At 64.5% G+C, this 19735-nt stretch carries 15 protein-coding genes; 10 read left to right on the top strand and 5 right to left on the bottom strand.

The genetic code is table 11. The features are described 5' to 3' along the window. Window positions 1–7 precede the first annotated feature (7 nt). The 8 genes from HV770_RS32060 (at window position 8) to HV770_RS32025 (ending at window position 8967) form a co-directional block, all read left to right on the top strand. Window positions 8–922 (top strand): DNA-methyltransferase, encoded by a 915-nt coding sequence (locus HV770_RS32060; RefSeq protein ID WP_175165515.1) that lies wholly within the window; start codon window positions 8–10, stop codon window positions 920–922. A gap of 45 nt (window positions 923–967) precedes the next feature. Continuing rightward, complete coding sequence (gene trpA, locus HV770_RS32055; RefSeq protein ID WP_175165514.1) at window positions 968–1780, top strand: tryptophan synthase subunit alpha; 813 nt, start codon at window positions 968–970, stop codon at window positions 1778–1780. Between the two features lie 77 nt (window positions 1781–1857). Beyond that, window positions 1858–2730, top strand: coding sequence for an acetyl-CoA carboxylase, carboxyltransferase subunit beta (gene accD, locus HV770_RS32050; protein ID WP_175165513.1), 873 nt, complete (start codon window positions 1858–1860; stop codon window positions 2728–2730). 273 nt (window positions 2731–3003) lie between these two features. Then, window positions 3004–4314 carry a bifunctional tetrahydrofolate synthase/dihydrofolate synthase gene (gene folC, locus HV770_RS32045; protein WP_175165512.1) on the top strand — a complete coding sequence of 437 codons (1311 nt, stop codon included), beginning with the start codon at window positions 3004–3006 and terminating at the stop codon, window positions 4312–4314. A 29-nt stretch (window positions 4315–4343) separates the two neighbouring features. Next, window positions 4344–5246 carry an SPOR domain-containing protein gene (locus HV770_RS32040; RefSeq protein ID WP_175165511.1) on the top strand — a complete coding sequence of 301 codons (903 nt, stop codon included), beginning with the start codon at window positions 4344–4346 and terminating at the stop codon, window positions 5244–5246. Window positions 5247–5253: 7 nt separating this feature from the next. Then, the gene (locus HV770_RS32035; protein WP_175165510.1) at window positions 5254–5748 is read left to right on the top strand and encodes a CvpA family protein; all 495 of its coding nucleotides are present in this window, start codon (window positions 5254–5256) and stop codon (window positions 5746–5748) included. 175 nt (window positions 5749–5923) lie between these two features. After that, window positions 5924–7474: an amidophosphoribosyltransferase gene (gene purF, locus HV770_RS32030; RefSeq protein WP_175165509.1), complete on the top strand. Its 1551-nt coding sequence runs from the start codon at window positions 5924–5926 to the stop codon at window positions 7472–7474. Window positions 7475–7776: 302 nt separating this feature from the next. After that, complete coding sequence (locus HV770_RS32025) at window positions 7777–8967, top strand: O-succinylhomoserine sulfhydrylase (RefSeq protein ID WP_175165508.1); 1191 nt, start codon at window positions 7777–7779, stop codon at window positions 8965–8967. A gap of 90 nt (window positions 8968–9057) precedes the next feature. On the opposite strand, the gene HV770_RS32020 is transcribed toward HV770_RS32025, so the two are convergent. Together HV770_RS32020 and HV770_RS32015 are read right to left on the bottom strand one after the other, a co-directional pair. Further along, complete coding sequence (locus HV770_RS32020) at window positions 9058–9837, bottom strand: AraC family transcriptional regulator (RefSeq protein ID WP_175165507.1); 780 nt, start codon at window positions 9835–9837, stop codon at window positions 9058–9060. Between the two features lie 46 nt (window positions 9838–9883). Then, complete coding sequence (locus HV770_RS32015; protein WP_175165506.1) at window positions 9884–10225, bottom strand: FKBP-type peptidyl-prolyl cis-trans isomerase; 342 nt, start codon at window positions 10223–10225, stop codon at window positions 9884–9886. A 187-nt stretch (window positions 10226–10412) separates the two neighbouring features. Here HV770_RS32015 and HV770_RS32010 point away from each other — a divergent pair, with 187 nt between their 5' ends. After that, window positions 10413–11222 carry a sensor histidine kinase gene (locus HV770_RS32010; RefSeq protein WP_175165505.1) on the top strand — a complete coding sequence of 270 codons (810 nt, stop codon included), beginning with the start codon at window positions 10413–10415 and terminating at the stop codon, window positions 11220–11222. A 90-nt stretch (window positions 11223–11312) separates the two neighbouring features. Continuing rightward, a complete protein-coding gene (locus HV770_RS32005) occupies window positions 11313–12656 on the top strand; it encodes a hemolysin family protein (RefSeq protein WP_175165504.1) in 1344 nt (447 codons plus the stop codon). Window positions 12657–12700: 44 nt separating this feature from the next. Here the strand turns inward: HV770_RS32005 and treY are convergent, their stop codons facing one another. From treY to treZ, 3 genes are read right to left on the bottom strand one after another with little or no spacing between them, the layout of a single operon-like run. Next, complete coding sequence (gene treY, locus HV770_RS32000; RefSeq protein WP_175165503.1) at window positions 12701–15565, bottom strand: malto-oligosyltrehalose synthase; 2865 nt, start codon at window positions 15563–15565, stop codon at window positions 12701–12703. After that, complete coding sequence (gene malQ, locus HV770_RS31995) at window positions 15562–17763, bottom strand: 4-alpha-glucanotransferase (protein ID WP_175165502.1); 2202 nt, start codon at window positions 17761–17763, stop codon at window positions 15562–15564. The genes treY and malQ overlap by 4 nt, the downstream gene beginning before the upstream one ends. Continuing rightward, window positions 17760–19694: a malto-oligosyltrehalose trehalohydrolase gene (treZ, locus tag HV770_RS31990; RefSeq protein WP_175165501.1), complete on the bottom strand. Its 1935-nt coding sequence runs from the start codon at window positions 19692–19694 to the stop codon at window positions 17760–17762. The genes malQ and treZ overlap by 4 nt, the downstream gene beginning before the upstream one ends. Window positions 19695–19735: the final 41 nt, after the last annotated feature.

The raw sequence follows: 19735 nt of genomic DNA, 5'->3' as shown, positions 1-19735 counted from the left end.
CGTGACGATGCGCGACGAGTTCGATGAGCCGCAGCCGGCGATTGAAACAGTGGATCCGATCGCCGAAGTATCGGCGGTCGCGGTGCCTGCACCACTTCTGGCGCAGGTACCCGCCGGCATTCAGCTCTTGAATCGCGATTTTCTGACCGATGTGGCGAATATTCCTGACGCGTCGATCGACCTGATCGTATGCGATCCGCCTTATGGACTGGGCAAGGATTACGGCAACGACTCTGACATGCGCACGGGCGAGGAATTTCTCGCCTGGACGCGTGGCTGGCTCGAGCTCGCCATCCCCAAGCTCAAGCCCTCGGGTTCGCTGTACATATTCTGTACATGGCAGTATTCGCCGGAAATCTTCAGCTTTCTGAAGACCAAACTCACGATGATCAACGAAATCATCTGGGACCGGCGTGTACCGAGCATGGGCGGTACTGTGCGCAGGTTTACGTCGGTACATGACAACATCGGTTTTTTCGCGGTATCGAAGGATTATTTCTTCGATCTCGACCCCGTCCGCATCCCGTACGATGCAGTCACGAAGAAGGCGCGTTCGCGTAAGTTGTTCGAGGGCAGTAAGTGGTTGGAGCTTGGCTATAACCCAAAGGATGTCTGGTCGGTATCGCGTCTGCATCGGCAGCACGCCGAACGCGTCGCGCACCCGACCCAGAAACCGCTGGAAATTGTCGAGCGGATGGTGCTGGCCAGTTGTCCTAAGGGCGGCCGTGTGCTCGACCCGTTCATGGGCAGCGGCACCACCGCAGTCGCTTGCACCCGTCAGCAGCGCGAATTCGTCGGCTATGAGATCAATGAAAGTTACTGCGCGATAGCGCGCGAGCGCGTGAGCGCCGCCGCCTCGCCGCCCGTGTCTCGCCAGGCCAAGGCCAAAGCCAGAACGCAGCGGCAGACCGAAGTTCAATGAGCCGCGCGCGATGCGCGCGCAGTAGCCCAATCCGAGAATATTTCCATGTCCCGTATCAAGAACACCTTTGCCGCGCTGTCCGCCCAAGGTAAGAAAGGCCTGATTCCGTTCATGACGGCCGGCGATCCCGACCCGAAGCGGACGGTCGAATTTATGCACGCGCTCGCCGCCGGCGGCGCCGATGTGATCGAACTCGGTGTGCCGTTTTCCGATCCGATGGCCGACGGCCCGGTGATCCAGCAGTCGTCCGAGCGTGCATTGGCGCATGGCGTGTCGCTGCGCCGCGTGCTTGCCGACGTCAAGCGCTTCCGCGAAACGGATGACAAAACGCCGGTGGTGCTGATGGGCTACGCCAACCCGATCGAGCGCATGGGCACGGAAGCCTTCGCCAAGGCAGCAAACGAAGCCGGTGTCGACGGGGTGCTGGTTGTCGACTATCCGCCCGAAGAGTGTGCTAACTTCGCCGGACAGATGCGATCTGCCGGGATCGATCCGATCTTCCTGCTGGCGCCGACCTCAACGGACGAGCGCATTGCAGAAGTCGGCAAGATTGCGAGCGGCTACGTCTACTATGTGTCGCTGAAAGGGGTGACCGGAGCAGCAAATCTGGACGTTTCCAGCATCGCGAGTAAAATCCCGGCCATCAAGTCGCGCGTGCCCCTGCCGGTGGGCGTCGGCTTCGGTATCCGTGACGCGCAAACGGCGCGCTCGGTGGCCGAGGTGTCCGATGCCGTGGTGATCGGCAGCCGTATCGTCCAATTGCTCGAACAGGCAGCACCCGACACCGCTGCCGAAACGCTCACGCGTTTCATCGCTGAAGTGCGCGAGGCGCTCGATAGCGTCGCGACCGCCCGATAACAGTTATTTTTGTCGCGTAGTGTGAGCGGCGGGTTCGTCCCGCCGTTTGCGCAACCGCTGACCCAGAAGGATTCAATATGAGCTGGCTCGATAAGCTGCTGCCGCCGAAAATCAAGCAAACCGACCCGAAGAACCGCAAGGGCATTCCGGAAGGCCTGTGGATCAAGTGCCCATCGTGCGAAGCCGTGCTGTACCGCAACGACGTCGAGGCCAATCTGCACGTTTGCCCGAAGTGCGACCATCACATGCGCATTGGCGCGCGTGAGCGGCTCGACGGTCTGCTCGATGCTGAAGGCCGCTACGAAATCGGCCAGGAAATCGTCCCGGTCGATGCACTGAAGTTCAAGGACAGCCGCAAGTACCCGGAGCGCCTGAAAGAGGCGATGGACGACACCGACGAAACCGATGCAATGGTCGTCATGGGCGGCGCGATCCATACGCTGCCGGTGGTGGTTGCCTGCTTCGAGTTTTCCTTCATGGGCGGCTCGATGGGGTCGGTGGTCGGCGAGCGCTTTGCGCGCGGCGCGCAGAACGCGCTCGAACAGAAAGTGCCGTTCATCTGCTTCACCGCTTCGGGCGGCGCGCGGATGCAGGAAAGCTTGTTGTCGCTGATGCAGATGGCCAAGACCACGGCCATGCTGACCAAGCTCGCCGAAGCCAAGCTGCCGTTCATCTCCGTGCTGACCGACCCGACCATGGGCGGCGTGTCGGCGAGTTTTGCGTTTCTCGGCGACGTCGTGATTGCCGAGCCGAAGGCGCTGATCGGCTTTGCCGGCCCGCGCGTGATTGAGCAAACGGTGCGTGAGAAGCTGCCGGAAGGCTTTCAGCGCGCCGAGTTCCTGCTGACGAAGGGCGCGGTCGACATGATCGTCGATCGCCGCAAGCTGCGCGAAGAGATCGCGCAATTGTTGGCGCTGTTGAGCCACCAGCCGGCGGACGCGGTCGCTTAAGCAAAGGCCGCACGAAGTAGAACGGCCGACTGCCCGCGCTATTGTGCGAAACGCACCGTGCGCGGCTGACAAAGCAGTCAAAAAATAGCGCGCCGCGTGAGTCATCAAGCGGCGCGCTGTCATTTCCGGGATAATTACGGTCTCGCAGCGCAGCGACGGTTGCTGTGGTTGTTCTAGCCGGTTTTCTGCGCATAAAGCGCCCGGCACGCTACGCTTTGACGGCCGCAGCCGCAAACCCGCGCCATTCGTATCACTGCCTAACAGATTCATTCGATGACCACATTCCCCACCCTCGACGCGTGGCTCACGCACCTTGAATCCGCGCATCCGGTCGGCATCGACATGGGTTTGGGCCGCATCTCCCAGGTACGCGACGCGATGCAGCTATCGTTTGCCTGTCCAGTCATTACGGTCGGTGGCACGAACGGCAAGGGGTCGACGTGCGCGATCCTCGAATCCATTCTGCTGCGCGCCGGTTTCACGGTGGGGTGCCACACGTCGCCGCACCTGCTGTCGTTCAACGAGCGGGCGAGGGTGAACGGCGCAATGGCTAGCGACGTGGAATTGCTCCCGCACTTCGAAGCCGTCGAAGCCGCGCGTATGAGCCTCGCCGAGCCGGTCTCTCTGACGTACTTCGAATTTACGACGCTTGCCATCATGAGCCTGTTCGCTTCGCGCGGGCTGGACGCGGTGATTTTCGAAGTTGGTCTGGGCGGCCGCCTCGACGCGGTCAATATCCTCGATACAGACTGCGCGATCATCACGAGCATCGATATCGATCACACGGATTATCTCGGCGACACGCGCGAGAAGATCGCGCTTGAAAAGGCCGGCATTTTCCGCTCAGGCAAGCCGGCAATCTGCGCGGACCCGGTACCGCCGCAATCGCTGATCGATCACGCTGAGAAGATTGGCGCCGAACTGTGGCTCTTCGGCCGCGATTTCCGCTACGAAGGCCAGGCGGGCAGCGAGCGCCAGCAGTGGAGCTATGTCGGCCCGAGCATGCGGCGTTCGGCGCTCGCCTATCCGGCGCTGCGCGGGGCGAACCAGCTGATCAACACGTCGGCGGCGCTGGCTGCTCTCGAAGCGCTACGCGACCGTCTGCCGGTGTCGGCGCAGGACATCCGGCTCGGTCTTGCCAACGTGGAACTGCCGGGACGTTTCCAGGTGCTGCCCGGCAAACCGGCCATCGTGCTGGACGTCGGTCACAATCCGCATGCAGCCGCCGTGCTGGCGCAAAACCTCGGCAACATGGGCTTTTTTCCGTACACCTACGCGGTGTTCGGCGCGATGCGCGACAAGGACATTGCCGGCATCCTGAGTCACCTGAAAGGCGAGGTCGACCATTGGTGCGTGACCGATCTGCCGACCCCGCGGGCGGCGTCGGCGGAAGATCTCGAAACGGCCTTGCGCGAGCAGGGTGCGGGCGCGGGCGCCGACAGCAGCGTGACGCGCTACGCGTCGCCCGCCGAGGCTTTCCAAGACGCGCTAAAACGAGCGTCAGAGAATGATAGAATCGTGGTTTTCGGCAGCTTCTATACGGTAGCCGGCGTCATGGCGTACCGCAAATCGCAGCAACACTGAACGGGCGCCAGGCTCGAACCAAGCGATTCATGGGAATTTTCTCGTTCGGCAAGAAAGACGACGCGCCCACCCGGCGCGGCGCAAACACCAGTTCCACCCGGGCTGCCCGCGGCGAGCGTGTGGAGCGGCGAACCCGCCGCACGGAGCGCACTGTCGACGCCGACGCGATGCTGCTCGACCCTACGTTGCCGGAAAAGCAGCGGGCGCGGCGCCGGCTGGTCGGGGCGATCGCGCTGGTCGTGGCGGCGGTGATCATCCTGCCCATGGTGCTGGACTCGCATCCCAAGCCCGTTACCGACGACATTTCCATCGACATTCCGAACCGTCCCGCGCCGAGGGTCGCTCATAAGAGCCCCGAAGACACCCAGGCCGGCGTCGCACCGGACAACCCGACCGCTACTGAGCCGACTCTTGCCGCTTCCAGCCTCGCGCCGGCGCCTACCGCGAAGACGGAGCAGCCCGGCGCGACCAAGCCGAACGCAACCGCCAACGCCAACGCTACGCCGACGGCAAAACCGCAGGCGACCGCACCGGCCGTCGCCGCGAATACGGCCCCGGCTGCGCCCGCGGCGCCGGCCAAGCCGGCGGTCCGCACGCCCGCTCCGCGCGCCGCAGCCCCCAGCGATGACGAGATAAACAACGCCGCCGCCAGTGCGGACGCGAATTCGGGCACGCCGGCATCGCCGGCTGGCAGCCGTTTCGCGGTTCAGCTCGGCGCGTTCGCGAACGATGCCAACGCGCGCAACTGGGTAACCAAGTTGAAAGCGGCTGGCGTGCCCGCATATACCGAACATCGCAAGCAGGCAGACGGCACGACGCTGACGCTGCTGCGCGCTGGCCCGTTCGCCGATCGGGCGGCAGCATCCGCCGCAATTGCGAAAGTTCGCGAGGTCGGCCTGACGTCGGGCGCGAACAACGGCGCAGCGCAGTAAGCGAGCGATGTTCACTGCCTTCGACTACGCTGTAATGGCGGTGATCGGTTTGTCGGCGTTGCGCGGCACGTGGCGCGGTTTCTTGTCGGAGATATTCGGGCTGATCGGCTGGATCGCGGCGTTCTTCATTGCCTGCGAGTTTGTCGGTTACGTGGTGCCGTATATCCCGTCGCATTGGCCCGGCGGCGCATTGACCCAGTGGCTACTGGCGTTCGCGCTGGTGGTGATCGGGGTGGTGCTCGTGACGAGCGTGGTGAGCGCGCTGCTGAGCCGCATCGTGCAGGCTACGGGCCTGGGCGGCGTGGACCGCTCGCTCGGTTTGATGTTCGGCCTCGTACGCGGGGTCATTCTGGTGCTGGTTCTGGTCGCCCTTGCAGGCTTGACCGAGCTACCCCAACAGGAATTCTGGCGCAACGCCCTGCTGCGGCCTTATGCGGTCGAGGGCGTGCACGTAATGAAACCGCTGCTTCCCGAGACGCTTGCCGCCTACGTCCGTGTTTGACGATCAGGCAAGCGGTTAGAGGAACCGGCAGGACTCCGGCGCAAACCGGCTGCCCTAGCGTAACAGCGCGCACCGTCGCAAAACATCGCGTACGCCCCGAAGGAAGTCCCCTTGGGGGCTCGCTAACGCAGGCACCGGTCGCCACGACGAATTTCGTACCTTTGAAGGACATGCCATGTGCGGCATCGTAGGCGTAGTTTCCCACTCTCCGGTCAATCAGCTGATCTATGACAGCCTGCTGCTCTTGCAGCATCGCGGTCAGGACGCCGCCGGCATCGCGACAGCGGACGGCAGCAACTTCCACATGCACAAGGCCAACGGCATGGTGCGCGACGTGTTCCGCACGCGCAACATGCGCAGCCTGCCCGGCACCACCGGCATCGGCCAGGTCCGTTACCCGACCGCCGGTTCGGCGTCGAGCGAAGAAGAAGCCCAGCCGTTCTACGTGAACGCGCCGTTCGGCATCATCCTCGCGCACAACGGCAACCTGACCAACTGGCAGCAACTAAAAGATGAGATGTTCCGCATCGATCGGCGCCATATCAACACCAATTCCGACACGGAAGTCATGCTCAACGTGCTCGCGCACGAACTGCAGCTGGCTAGCTCCGGCCTGCAACTCGATCCGGCCGCGCTATTCAACGCCGTGTCGGGCGTGCATCGCCGGGTGCGGGGTTCGTATGCGATCGTCTCGCTGATCGCCGGTTACGGACTGCTGGGCTTCCGCGACCCCTTCGGCATCCGTCCGCTGTGCCTCGGCAAGCTGGAAACGACGGAAGGCGTCGAGTGGATGCTGGCGTCGGAATCGGTGGCTATCGAAGGCATTGGCTTCGAGTTCGTGCGCGACGTGGCACCGGGCGAAGCGATCTTCATCGACATCGACGGCAAGCTGCACTCGCAGCAATGCGCGAAGGCCCCGAGCCTGAATCCCTGCATTTTCGAACTGGTGTATCTCGCGCGCCCGGACTCGGTGCTCGATGGCGTGCCGGTCTACAACGTGCGTCTGCGCATGGGCGATTATCTCGCCGAGAAGATCAAGCGTGAACTGCCCGACGTCGCGATCGACGTCGTGATGCCGATTCCCGATTCGTCCCGGCCGGCCGCGATGCAGGTCGCGAAGAAGCTGGGCGTCGAGTACCGTGAAGGCTTCTTCAAGAACCGTTACGTGGGCCGTACCTTCATCATGCCGGGCCAGGCGGTGCGCAAGAAGTCAGTGCGCCAGAAGCTGAACGCGATGGGCATCGAGTTCAAGGGCAAGAACGTGCTGATCGTCGACGATTCGATCGTGCGCGGCACCACCTCGCACGAAATCGTGCAGATGGCGCGCGATGCGGGCGCGAACAAGGTGATTTTCGCGTCGGCGGCGCCGCCGGTGAAATTCCCGAACGTCTACGGCATCGACATGCCGACGCGCGGTGAACTCGTCGCTCACGGCCGCACAGACGATGAAGTCGCGCGCATGATCGGCGCGGACCACCTCGTGTACCAGGACGTGGATGCGCTGAAGCAGGCGGTGCGCGACATCAACCCGGCGCTGCATGAGTTCGAGGCATCGTGCTTCGACGGCAATTACGTGACCGGCGACGTGACGACCGAGTATCTCGACCGCATCGAAACCGCGCGTCTCGCACCGTCGTCGCAATCGGATCGCGACGCCGCGAGCGAAGCAATCGACGGCGGCACGCCGGCGCGTTCGCAACTGCATCTGCAACTGTCGGTAGGTTGAGCGCGGTTTGCTCGACCGCTCCCGTAGCGCGGCGTGCTGCACGCCATGCTACGTGCGTGTTAGCATGACGGCTTGCGTCGATTTGATCTCAGCTTGCGGACGCGGGGCAACCCGAAACAGCTAAAGCGACAGGTGGAAAAGCCGCACTCACCCGCCTCCGCTCCAGCTTTCCCCGCACATGAAGCCCGCTTATGCCGACGCAAAAGCGGGCTTTTTTGTTGCTGCCGTTTGGCGTCGCGCATGGCTTCACAGGCGAGCCGCGCCGAACGCAGCCATCGAACATTGGAACCAGAACCAACATCATGGACGACTCCCTGAACTTCGATACGCTGGCAGTCCGCTCGGGCACGGTGCGCAGCGACTTCAACGAGCATTCGGAAGCCATCTTCCTGACCTCGAGCTTCGTGTTCGCGAGTGCCGCGGACGCCGCCGAGCGCTTCAAGAACTCCGAAGACAACTACACCTACTCGCGTTTCACGAACCCGACCGTGTCGATGTTCCAGGACCGCCTCGCCGCGCTCGAAGGCGGCGAAGCGTGCATGGCGACAGCCTCGGGGATGGCCGCGATCATGTCCGTGGTGATGTCCACGCTGCAGGCGGGCGACCACCTGGTGAGCTCGCAGGCGCTGTTCGGCTCGACGCTCGGCATGTTCTCGCAGATCTTCAGCAAGTTCGGCATTACGACCACCTTCGTCGATCCGACCAATCTCGACGCGTGGAAAAACGCCGTGCGCCCCGAGACGAAGATGTTCTTCCTCGAAACGCCGTCGAATCCGCTGACCGAAGTCTCCGATATCGAAGCGATCAGCAAGATTGCGAAAGCGGCGAACGCACTGTTCGTGGTCGACAACTGTTTCTGCAGTCCGGCATTGCAACAGCCGTTGAAGCTCGGCGCGGACGTCGTGATGCACTCGGCCACCAAATTCCTCGACGGTCAGGGCCGGGTGTTGGGCGGCGCGCTGGTCGGCTCGAAGAAATTCATCATGGAAAAAGTGTTTCCGTTCGTGCGCAGCGCAGGGCCGACGCTCTCCGCGTTCAACGCATGGGTGCTGCTCAAGGGCATGGAAACGCTGTCGCTGCGGGTGGAAAAGCAATCGGCGAACGCGCTTGAAATCGCGCGCTGGCTGCAGACGCATCCGGCCGTGAATCGCGTGTTCTATCCCGGGCTCGAATCGCATCCGCAGCATGCACTGGCGATGCGTCAGCAGAAGTCGGGCGGCGCGATTCTGTCGTTCGAGCTGAAGGGCGATACGCCCGAGCAGATGCGCGAGAACGCCTGGCGCGTGATCGACAACACGAAGATCTGCTCGATCACCGGCAACCTCGGCGATACGCGTACGACCATCACGCATCCGGCCACCACCACTCACGGTCGCGTGACGCCGGAAGCGCGCGCGGCGGCGGGCATCAGTGAAGGCTTGATCCGTCTTGCCGTGGGTCTGGAAAATGACGCGGATATTCGCGGTGATCTGGAGCGAGGTCTGGCGGGTTGAGTTGCGCTTGTCGCAAGAGCGCCGGTCGTAGCGGCGCTTTTGCCAACCGCATGAGCGGGCCGCACTGTCAGGCGGCTCGCGCAACGAAACTCAGTGGCGCAACGCGCGCCACTGACCGGGTGCAAGCCCAAAGCGCCGCGTGAACGCATGCGTGTACGCGCTTTGGTCGCCGAAGCCGATGTCCAGCGCGATATCGGTCAACGAAAGACGCGGGTCCGCGAGCAGCGTGATCGACGTGTCGAGTCGCAGTCGCTGCAAATAGCGATGCGGCGTTTCGCCGAACGCGTCGACAAAAAGCTGGTGAAAGCGCCGCATGCCGAAACCGCAATGCGCGGCGAGATCGGCGATCCGCAATGGCTCCGACAGATGTGCGCGCAGCCAGCGATCGATCCGCGCGAAGTCGAGACCGGCGCCAACTGTTTGCCTGCCGGCCGTCGTGCCGGTGTCGGCCACCAACGCAGCGCCGAGACGCGCGGCTGCATCCCAATGGAAACGCCGGCTGTCGAAGTCGTCTCCTTGCGCGCCGCCGGTTGCGTGCGCCGCGATCCGGTGCACGAGTTGCGTGAGCGTCGCGTCGACACTCACGGCGCGTGCGCGATCGAACAAACGTTCCGGCACGGCGAGCGAGCTAGCCGGCAAATCCAGTACCAGCTGCCGGTTTTCGCCGACCCCCGCGTAATCGTGCCGTGCACCCGCCGGGATCAGCCATGCGCAGCCGGCGTCGATCTGCTGCGCGACGCCGTCGACCGCCATCACCATCGCGCCGTCGAGTCCGAGCACGACCTGATGAAAGTCGTGCACGTCCGACGCTTCGATCGCGCCGTAGCGGCGAAGCGAAACGTTAGGAGCAGTGACGGCGGCGTGACTCATGGCGGTGACCGGTCGACGATGCGCAACGACAAAAACAACGAAGCGCTTAAACGCCGAGCAGTTCGACTTCGAACACGAGCGTCGCATTCGGCGGAATCACGCCGCCCGCGCCGCGCACGCCGTAGCCGAGTTGCGGCGGGATGGTCAGCTTGCGCGTGCCGCCGACCTTCATGCCTTGCACGCCTTCGTCCCAGCCCTTGATGACCATGCCGCCGCCCAATACGAAAGCGAACGGGTCGTTGCGGTCCTTGCTCGAGTCGAACTTCTGGCCGTCGGTCAGCCAGCCGGTGTAGTGCACGCTGATGGTCTTGCCTGCCACCGCTTCGGCGCCGGTGCCTTCAACGATGTCTTCGTACTTCAGGCCGGATTCGGTAGTCACAGTCGACATGTGTCGCTCCTTGGTCAAAAACGTAAAAACCGACATTGTAGGCGTGTTGACGCCGCATCGCGCAGGAATGCCGCGTGGCACGCCGATTGCGTCGTACCTGGCCGTCCGGCCAGGCTGGTCGAGCCGGACAGCTTGCCTATAATGGGGCTTCTTTCAATCACCCAGCACTGCCTGAGAGGGCTCGATCGTGACAACGTCTTCAACCGGGACTGCCGGGGGCACGCAGCCGGCTCCTTCCGGCTTCGCCGTATCCGAACGCACCGCGCGTCTGCGCGCCGAAACCGCGCTATTCATGCGCGATCACGTGCTGTCGCTGGTATCGCACGATCTGCGTGGTCCGTTGAATGCCATTCATAGCTGGGCTTACGTGCTGGAGCGCAAGCTCGATGCGAACGACCCCAACGCGCAGCGCGCCGTCGCGGGTATCCGTAGCGGCGTGGATCAGCAGGTGAAGCTGCTCGAAACGATCGTCGACGCGACGCGCGCCGAAACCAGATCGCTGGCGCTCGCCTATGCGCCGTTTCCATTGCATCCGCTGCTCGACGAAACCATCGACGAAGTCCGCACGAACCTCGCGCGTACGCGCGGCGTGGAGATCACTCTCGACTCGCAACTTTCCACCGAGCAACTGAATGGCGACCGCGAGCGCCTTGCCGCCGCACTGTGGGTGATGCTCACGTTCGCCGTCGAAGCGAGCGCGGAAGGTGGCGCTGTCACGCTGAGCACGCGCGCCGAGCCGGGCGCGTGGCACACCACGGTCAACTACGAGACGAACGAAGCCGCGTTGAACGACGTCGCGTTGCCGCACGTCCTGGAAGCATTTGCCCGCAAGCAGGCCGTCGAGCCGCGTGAGGCGAAGCGGATCGCGTGGGTGTTCGCGCTCTGCAAGCGCGTTGCGGAAGCGCACGGCGGCAGTTTCGAGCAAAGCGACGCAAGCGACGGCGAAGCGGGCACGCTCGCGCTGCGTGTACCGCTGAGCGCGACGGCGCAGAAGTGAGCGCGCGGCTCCGGCTTCTTGCATTCGATTAACTTTTCATCGAGCTTTCACCCTCTATACTGACAACTTTTGTTGCCGGAGCCCCTTGCTTTGATTCAGGTCGTCGCCCTTATCGGTGCGTTGTTTCTCGTTGCCCTCAACGGCTTTTTCGTCGCCGCCGAGTTCGGTCTGGTCAAACTGCGGCAGACGCGCGTGCAAAGCCTCGCGACCCGGCACGGCCTGCGCGGACGCTTGCTCGCCAAGGTGCATGGGCGGCTCGATGCCTATCTGTCCGCCTGTCAGCTCGGCATTACGCTTGCGTCGCTCGGGCTCGGCTGGATCGGCGAGCCCGCATTTGCGGGATTGATCTCGCCGCTGCTCCAATTCGTCGGCGTCGAATCGGAGCGGATGGTCCATGCCATTTCGCTGTTCTTCGCGTTTTCGTGCATTTCGTTCCTGCATATCGTGGTGGGCGAACTCGCGCCGAAGTCGCTGGCCATTCGCGAGGCGGAGAAGGTGTCGCTGTGGGCGGCGATGCCGCTGTACGCCTTCTACTGGGCGATGTATCCGGCGATCTGGGTGCTCAATTCGAGCGCCAACGCGGTGCTGCGGCTCGCGGGACTCGACGCCGACCACGGCCACGATTCCCATTACTCCACCGACGAACTCAAGCTGATCCTGCGCGGCCGCCGCGCCAACGTCGCGACCGGACGCGGGTCGCCGGAGGACGCCTACAGCCAGGACGAGTGGAACACGATCGCGCATTCGCTGGACTTTTCGCGCATGACTGTGTCGGACCTGATGCGGCCGGCCTATGAAATGGTCGGCTTGCGGCGCGATCTGCCGATCCGCGAAAACATGCAACTGGTGGCGCGGCATCGCTTCAGCCGCTATCCGCTGTTCGAAGACGCGTCGGGCGAGCGCGTGGCGGGCATGATCCATTTGAAGGATCTGTTGCTCGCGCGTCAGGCCGGCAGCACGCTCGAAGATCTCTCGCACTACACGCGGCCCGTGCAATACGTGAAGCCGGATATGCCGGCGCTCGAATTGTTTCGCCGCTTCCGCAAGGGCGCGCCGCATCTGGCGCTGGTCGGCCACAAGAACGCGAAGCCGATCGGCTTTCTGACGCTCGACAATCTGCTGGGCGCACTGGTCGGTCAGATTCACGACGAATTCCGTCAGGGTGACGCCGATTGGACCCGCATGGACGACGGCACGCTGATGGGCAAGGGCAGCTTGCCGGTGGTGTCGCTGGAGCGCGCGTTGGGGATCGATATCGACGAGGGCAAGGCCGAGTCGGTGGGCGGTCTCGTGATCCAGGCGCTGAACGATCTGCCTACCGAAGGCCAGCGCGTGGAGTTCGACCGCTTCGACGTGGTGGTCAAGAAGATGAAAGGGCCGCGCATCGTGCTCGTGCGCGTCTATCCGAAGAGCTTCGACGACGAAGGCGGTTGAAGTACGGACGCTTCAACCGCCTTCGATTCGAAGAACACACACCATCAACCGCGCGGCACACCGTCTTCGACCAGCACCGCAATCGGCATCGCCGCCAGCGCGTCGCGCAGATACAGCAGGCCGTTTTCATCGACCTTCGGCGCGGCCGGACTCAGCCAGTCGAACAACGCTCGCGCTGACAGATCGGACGGCATTTCCACCGCCGTATCCGCCCATTTCGCCGGATCGACCATCGGCAGATCGCCGTCGTCGCCGAGCAGTCCGGCGGCGAGCCGGCTCGCTACCACCACTGCCCATGCGTTGCCATGCCGCCGCGCAAACGCGATCGCATTCGATGCATGCGCCCCGCGCACCACGAGCGGCAGATACATGCTCTGACTCAGCAACTCCGGCAGATGCGCGCGCAACGCGAGCACCCGTTGTATGACCGCGAGTTTCACGCGTCCATTGCGCCAGTTCGGCAGGAATTCAGATGGCGGCGTCTCGACGAGCCATGCCTCGCGTTTGGCGAAATCGACAGGCCGCCGGTTGTCTGGGTCAACGAGGCTGAAGTCCCATAACTCGGTGCCCTGATAAAGATCGGGAATCCCAGGCGATGCGAGTCGCAACACCGTTTGCTGCAAGCTATTGAGCGCGCCCGCGCGGCTGATTCGCGCGACGAACGCGGACAGTTCCTTCAGAAATCCGTCGCGCCGCTGCGGCGCCAGAATGTCGAACAGAAAATCGCGGCAGCCGGCTTCATACGCTTCGTCGGGTGCGAGCCAGCTGGTTTGCAGCTTCGCTTCACGCAGTGCCTTCAACTGCCATTGCGCGACGCGCTCGGCCAGTGCCTTGACGCCGGCTTCGTCGTCCGCCTGCAGTTCCGGCGGCCAGCAGCCCACCAGCGTTTGATACAGCATCGCTTCGGCGGCGGGGCCGGGCGCCCACGCGGCGCTTGCGCCCCGGCCAGGGCCGACGGTGCTGATCGGCTTGCCGTCGAGCGCTCGCCGTTGCGGCGCGTTCAACGTGGACCATGCACGCAGCGTCGCGCCCCAATCGTCGGCGATTTCGCTCAACACCGCGAGTCGCGCGCGCACGTCTTCGCCGCGCTTGTGATCGTGCGTCGCCGTGGCGAGGAGGGCGTGCGGAAAGCGTTGCGAACGTTCGAGATTCGCCGCATGAAACTGCTCGACCGACAATGCGAATTCGCCCGGATTCGAGCCCACTTCGTTGCGTGACAGCAATCGGCCGTAGCGATAGCACGCCGTATCTTCGATCGCCTTCGCGGCGACCGGCGCGGTCAACTGCGAAAACAACGTCTGCGCAGTGCGCCGCGAGGAGTTCGCATGACTCGGCGGCACACCGTTCTGTGCTTGCTGCGGTGCTATGCCGGCGCGCGTGGGCGGCGTGTCGTCGGCACTGCCGCCGAGCCACGCGTTCACGCGCTCCAACGCGACATGATCCGCGCGCGACAGCACCGCTCGTGCGCCGGCTAGCGCCTGCTCGAAATCGTGGTTGTCGGCAGCGCTGCGCAAGCCGCTTTGCGGATAGATCCGATACACCGGGAAATGCACGACCAGTTCGGCCAGCACGCGGCGCAACGTGGTGAAGGTGAAGTCGCGCGTCGTCAGCGAATCGCGGGCGATACGATGCAACGCCCGCGCCGCGCGGTCCAGTTCCGCCGAGAGGTTCTCCGCGAGAATCTTGCGGCGCGCGGCGAGCGCTTCGTCCGCGAAACACGGGCTGCGGCCGGTGAGTTCGGCCCAGGTCCGCGCGAGCGGTTCCGCGCCGGCCGGATCGTGCAGCAAGGCGCCCACGTCGTTCATGAAGTCGTAGCCGGTCGTACCGTCGACGGGCCAGTCGTCGCGCAGCGGCTCGCCGCGGCCGAGAATCTTTTCGACCACCACATAGGGCGCGGTGTCGCGCAGTTCGGTGAGCCGCTGTCGCAAGCGCTGGCAGTATTCACGCGGCTCGGCGAGACCGTCGATGTGATCGATGCGCAAGCCGTCCACGAGTCGTTCCTGATACAGCCGGAAAACCAGCGCATGCACGGCGTCGAACACTTCGGGCCGTTCCACCCGCACACCCGCCAGCGTCGAGATATCGAAGAAGCGCCGCCAGTTCACTTCATCGGAGGCGGTGCGCCACCATGCAAGCCGGAAGTGCTGCCGCTCGATCAGCCGATGCAAGCGGTCACGCGTGACCGGGTCTTCGGGCGCATACGCCTGCAACACGAACTCGATGGCCGACTCGCCGTTTTGCGTGACGAACTCGCGCAGTTCGTCACGCCCTTCGGCGGCGCGCGGCTGATCGGTGGGCTGCGTCGTCAGTCCGTGGAAGCGTTCGGCGAGCGCGCTCAAATCGGCGCGGTCGGCGCTTTGCAGGATCGACGCGTAGTCGATCGGGCATACGGGAAACACATGCGGACCGTAGCCGATATAAAAACGCCCGCTGGCGGCCGCGAAACGCAGTGCGATGCGGCCTGCCGCGAGTTCGTCGCCGTAGGGTGCGCCGAGCGTGGGCAGCAGCACCTTGCCGCGCAGCGCGGGGTCGGGCGAATGCCAGTCGACGTCGAAGTGCCGCGCGTAGGCGCTATGGCGCCCCCACTCGAGGATATCGAGCCACCAGGCGTTGCTCGATCCGCCCACACCCATATGGTTCGGCACCGTGTCGACGATCAGCCCCATGTTGTGCGCGCGCAGTTTGTCGACGAGGCGCTTTAAGCCCGCCTCGCCGCCGCATTCGGCGCTGACCTGGGTGTAGTCGACGGTGTCGTAGCCGTGCATCGAGCCCGGCTCGGCCGTCGTGATCGGCGACGCGTACACATGGCTGATGCCGAGCGCGGCGAAGTAATCGACGTGCTGCGCGGCGTCGTCGAACGTGAAGCCTCGATGGAACTGGAGGCGCAGCGTGGAGCGCGGGGCGGTCATGGCGTATCAGGCTCCGGAGGAGTGCCAGAGGCAACGGTGGAAGGACGGGGCGCGGCACGGCGCGCGCGATCCACCGCCAGCAGGCGATCGTCGAGGGCGCCGTCGTTGAACATTTCGTCTATCGGCAGGCTCATGCGGCGGCGCCAGTTCGGATGTTCGTCGATCGAGCCGGGCAGGTTCGGTTGATCGATCAGCGCGAGCAGGTCTTCGAGCGGAAACGTGACGAGTGGCCCGGGCGTCGCCGCGACGAACGCCAGCGCTTCGTCGACCGGCGGGCTGTCGGGCGGCGGCGGGCCCACCTGCGGGGCGGCCACGCCGGCTTGCTGGAACGCGCGCCACAGCGCGGCGCGGTCGGCCGCGCGCTCCTCCTGGGCGGCCTGCTCGGGATCGCGACGGTCGGCGCGTGCCATCGTCTGCCCGATCCGGTTGCGCCATGTGATGTCGCTGCCGCGCCACCAGCCGGCCACGGTCGGCAGATCGTGCGTGGTGGTGGTGCCGACCGCGTTGCGATCCCACTCCTGCGGCGGCTTGAAACCGTTGCCGTCGTGCGCGCTCTCGAACCACAGCACGCGAATCCCGGCGATGCCGTGATCGTCGAGCCGCTCGCGAAAACCGGGCGGCACGGTGCCGAGATCCTCGCCGATCACGATCGCGCGATGCCGCCACGATTCGAGCGCGATCAGGCGCAGCAGGTCTTCGAGCGGATAGCGCAGATAGGCGCCGTTGCGCGCGCTCTCGCCTTCGGGCACGAGCCACAGGCGCCGCAGGCCGAGAATGTGATCGATGCGGATGCCGCCCGCGTGCGCGAACGCGGCGCGCAGCATGTCGATGAACGCCGAGAAGCCCTGGGTGCGCATCGCACGCGGCGAGAAGGTGGTGAGGCCCCACGCCTGGCCGGCCTGGTTGAACAGGTCCGGCGGCGCGCCGACCGACACGCCTTGCAGCATGTCGTCGCGATACGACCATGCGTGACTGCCGGCGCTGTCGCAGCCCACCGCGAGATCGGCGATGAGACCGACGGCCATGCCCGCTTCGTGCGCCGCGTGCTGCGCGTGTGACAAACCCTTCGCGGCGAGCCATTGCAGGAACAGATGGAAATCGACCTCGTGACGGTTGGCGTCGGCGAAAGCTTCGACTTCCGGGCTGCGCGGATCGCGCAATGCTTCGGGCCAGTTGCGCCAATGTCCGTCGCCGCCTTGCGCCAGTTGCTGCGCTTGCAGCGTTTCGAAGCGCGCGTGGTCTTCGAGGGCGCGTCCGGCGCGCTCGCAGAAGCCGTGGAATTCGAGCGCGCGCGGCGTGTCCTGTGCCCGGTCGTGCGTGCAGAATTGTTCGTAGAGCGCGCGCAACAGCTTGAGCTTCAGCGTGACCGCGCTCGGCCAGTCGATCAGCGGAAGACCTTCGAGCGCCGCCCAGGCGTCGCCGGCCTGAGCGGCGTCGAGCGCGGCGCGCACGGCGTGCGTGCCGAACACCGCGGCGGGGTCGATATGCGTGACGTTCAGCCACAAGCGCGACGACGGCGAATAGGGGCTGAAGCGATTCGGCTCCGCGCTGAACATCGCGTGCGTCGGACTGACGGCGAGCGCATGCGCGCCACGCTGCGCGCTGTCGACGGCGACACGCGCGAGCGCCGAATAGTCGCCGATGCCGCCGTCACCGTTGCGCCGCAAGCCGTACAGTTGCGCGGCGATACCCCACAACGGCGGCGTCGGTGTGGCGTTGTCGGGATGCAGCGTGCGCCACGCGTCGTCGACGGTGTAGCAGCGCGAGGGCGCGATGGCCAGCGTCACGCGTTGCTCGTTGATGACGAGCGTGTGATAGCCGGGTTCGTCGATCGGCGCGAGCAATGCCTCTTCGCCTTTGGGCGCGGAAAATCGGCCGTCGATGATCGAGCCGCTTTCGAGTTCGATCCGGTAGTGGCTGCCCGACTTGACCGCCGCGATGTGCAGCGCGATGCCGCGCCCGACCTCGGCGGTCATCAGCGGCGGCATTTTGCGGCCCGACAGTTCGGCGTCCAGAGCCGCGCTGCTGTGACGGATTTGCGTGGCGTTGCCGCACGGCAGACCCATCTGTTCGAGCAGCACCGCGAGGGTCTTCTCGGGCACATGCTGTGTCGTATGGTGCGCGTCCTGCCACTCGATTTCGAAGCCGGCGCGCGTGGCGAGGGTGGCGATCGTGTCGCCGGGGCGTCGGGTAGTCACGCGTGGCGCTCCTGTTGACCCACGATGCGGGCATCGTGGCCGATGGCGTAGTCGCTCACGTCGCCGCTCAGCCATGCAACGAACGTGTGCGCCGGCAGCACGCCGGCGTCGATCTGCTCGCGCACGCGCGGTGGCGTTTCGAAAATGACCTTGCCGGCGGGCATGTGCTCGAACGCGACGTTTTCCTTCGACAGATTCAGCGCGATCGACAAGGTCTCGCCGTCGGCCAGTTTCCAGCGGGCGACCAGCGCGTTCGCATCGCCGCCGTTCGCCGCAGCCAGCACGCTCGCGCCGAGCGCCTTGCTGTGTTTCAGACGCGGCGTGATCAGTTTGGCGCGCACGGCGAGCGCGGATTTGTAGAAATGCATCCAGTCGAGACGGTCTTTCGCATCGGCATCGGCATCGGCATCGCTTGGCGCAGGCGCTTGTGCAAGCGCGGGCGGCACCGATGCGGCGAACGTCTTCACATCGTTCGGATCGGGAATCTGCGCGCGCCGCTTTTCATCGCTGAATGACGAGAAGCGCGCGAATTCGCGGCGGCGTCCTTCGCGCACGGCGTCGGCGAGTTCGCCGGTGTAATCGGTGAAGAACAGGAACGGCTGCGTCGAGCCATATTCCTCGTCCATGAACAGCAACGGGATTTGCGGCGACAGCAGCAACAGGCCGGTGGCGGCGCGCAACGCCTCGTCCGAAGTCAGCTTGCGAAGCCGCTCGCCGAATGCGCGGTTGCCGATCTGATCGTGATTTTGCAGAAACATCACGAACGACGTGGGCGGCAAATGCCCGCTCGCTTCACCACGCGGTTTGCCGTCGTGAATCGGCGACGGGTCGCCCTGATATGCGAAGCCTTCCGAGAGCACGCGCGCAAGACGGCGGATCGGCTGATCCTCGTACGCGTGGTAGTAGCCTTCCGTTTCGCCGGTCAGCAGGACGTGCAGCGTGTTGTGCGCGTCGTCGTTCCATTGCGCGTCGAAATGCGTTTCCAGCAGACTCGCGCTGTTGTGCTCATTTTCCAGCACCAGATGCACATGCCGCCCATGCTGCACCTTCGCGCGAATATGCTCGGACAGGTTGCGCAGCCACGCGTGATCGTCTATCGCGTGCACCGCGTCGAAACGCAGACCGTCGACCCGGTATTCGTTGATCCAGTAGACGGCATTGTCCGTGAAGAAATCGCTCACTTCACTGCGGCTGAAATCGATGGCCGGCCCCCACGGCGTATGCGTACCCTCGCGGAAAAACGAACGTGCATACGCGTGCAGATAATTGCCGTCCGGGCCGAAGTGGTTGTAGACCACGTCGAGAAAAACCATCAGGCCCAGACCGTGCGCGGTGTCGATCAGCGCTTTCAGTTCTTCGGGGCGGCCGTACGCGGAATCGGGCGCATAGGGCAGCACGCCGTCATAGCCCCAATTGTGCTTGCCGGGGAAATCGTTCAACGGCATCAGTTCGATCGCGGTGACGCCGAGCGCGACGAGCGCCGGCAAGCGCTTCTGCACGCCCGCATAGCCGCCCATCGCGCCCACGTGCAGCTCGTACAGCACGGTTTCTTCCCATGGCCGGCCATGCCAGTTCGTGTGTTCCCAATGGTATGCGCGCGGATCGATGACTTCGCTCGGACCGTGCACGTCCTGCGGCTGGAAGCGCGAGGCTGGATCAGGCACTGCCTGCTCGCCGTCGAGCCGGAACCGGTACAGCGTGCCTGCGCCGCCCTCCACGGTGGCTTCGAACCAGCCGTTGCCGGTGGACGTCATCTCGTGCGCGCCTTGCGCCGGACCGTTTTCGATAGCGACCTGCACGCTCTTGCACGACGGCGCCCAGAAACGAAACCGCGTGCACGGCTTCGAACCCGTCGCGCCGAGCAACTGCGCGCTGAACGGCAGGCAATGCGCGTGATGATGCGCGTGAGGATCAATCGGAGTTTCGGACATGATTCTTCACCATTCGAATGTGCTGTCGAACCGCGCCACGC

The sequence above is a fragment of the Paraburkholderia fynbosensis genome (assembly GCF_902859935.1).
Taxonomy (GTDB): Bacteria; Pseudomonadota; Gammaproteobacteria; order Burkholderiales; family Burkholderiaceae; genus Paraburkholderia; species Paraburkholderia fynbosensis.
The sequence above is the reverse complement of the archived record's forward strand: the minus strand, read 5'-3'. Positions and strand labels throughout refer to the sequence as shown.

Coding starts and splice junctions, on each gene's coding strand:
- HV770_RS32060 (WP_175165515.1), top strand. CDS start 8: ATGCGCGACGAGTTCGATGAGCCGCAGCCGGCGATTGAAACAGTGGAT.
- trpA (WP_175165514.1), top strand. CDS start 968: ATGTCCCGTATCAAGAACACCTTTGCCGCGCTGTCCGCCCAAGGTAAG.
- accD (WP_175165513.1), top strand. CDS start 1,858: ATGAGCTGGCTCGATAAGCTGCTGCCGCCGAAAATCAAGCAAACCGAC.
- folC (WP_175165512.1), top strand. CDS start 3,004: ATGACCACATTCCCCACCCTCGACGCGTGGCTCACGCACCTTGAATCC.
- HV770_RS32040 (WP_175165511.1), top strand. CDS start 4,344: ATGGGAATTTTCTCGTTCGGCAAGAAAGACGACGCGCCCACCCGGCGC.
- HV770_RS32035 (WP_175165510.1), top strand. CDS start 5,254: ATGTTCACTGCCTTCGACTACGCTGTAATGGCGGTGATCGGTTTGTCG.
- purF (WP_175165509.1), top strand. CDS start 5,924: ATGTGCGGCATCGTAGGCGTAGTTTCCCACTCTCCGGTCAATCAGCTG.
- HV770_RS32025 (WP_175165508.1), top strand. CDS start 7,777: ATGGACGACTCCCTGAACTTCGATACGCTGGCAGTCCGCTCGGGCACG.
- HV770_RS32020 (WP_175165507.1), bottom strand. CDS start 9,837: ATGAGTCACGCCGCCGTCACTGCTCCTAACGTTTCGCTTCGCCGCTAC.
- HV770_RS32015 (WP_175165506.1), bottom strand. CDS start 10,225: ATGTCGACTGTGACTACCGAATCCGGCCTGAAGTACGAAGACATCGTT.
- treY (WP_175165503.1), bottom strand. CDS start 15,565: ATGACCGCCCCGCGCTCCACGCTGCGCCTCCAGTTCCATCGAGGCTTC.
- treZ (WP_175165501.1), bottom strand. CDS start 19,694: ATGTCCGAAACTCCGATTGATCCTCACGCGCATCATCACGCGCATTGC.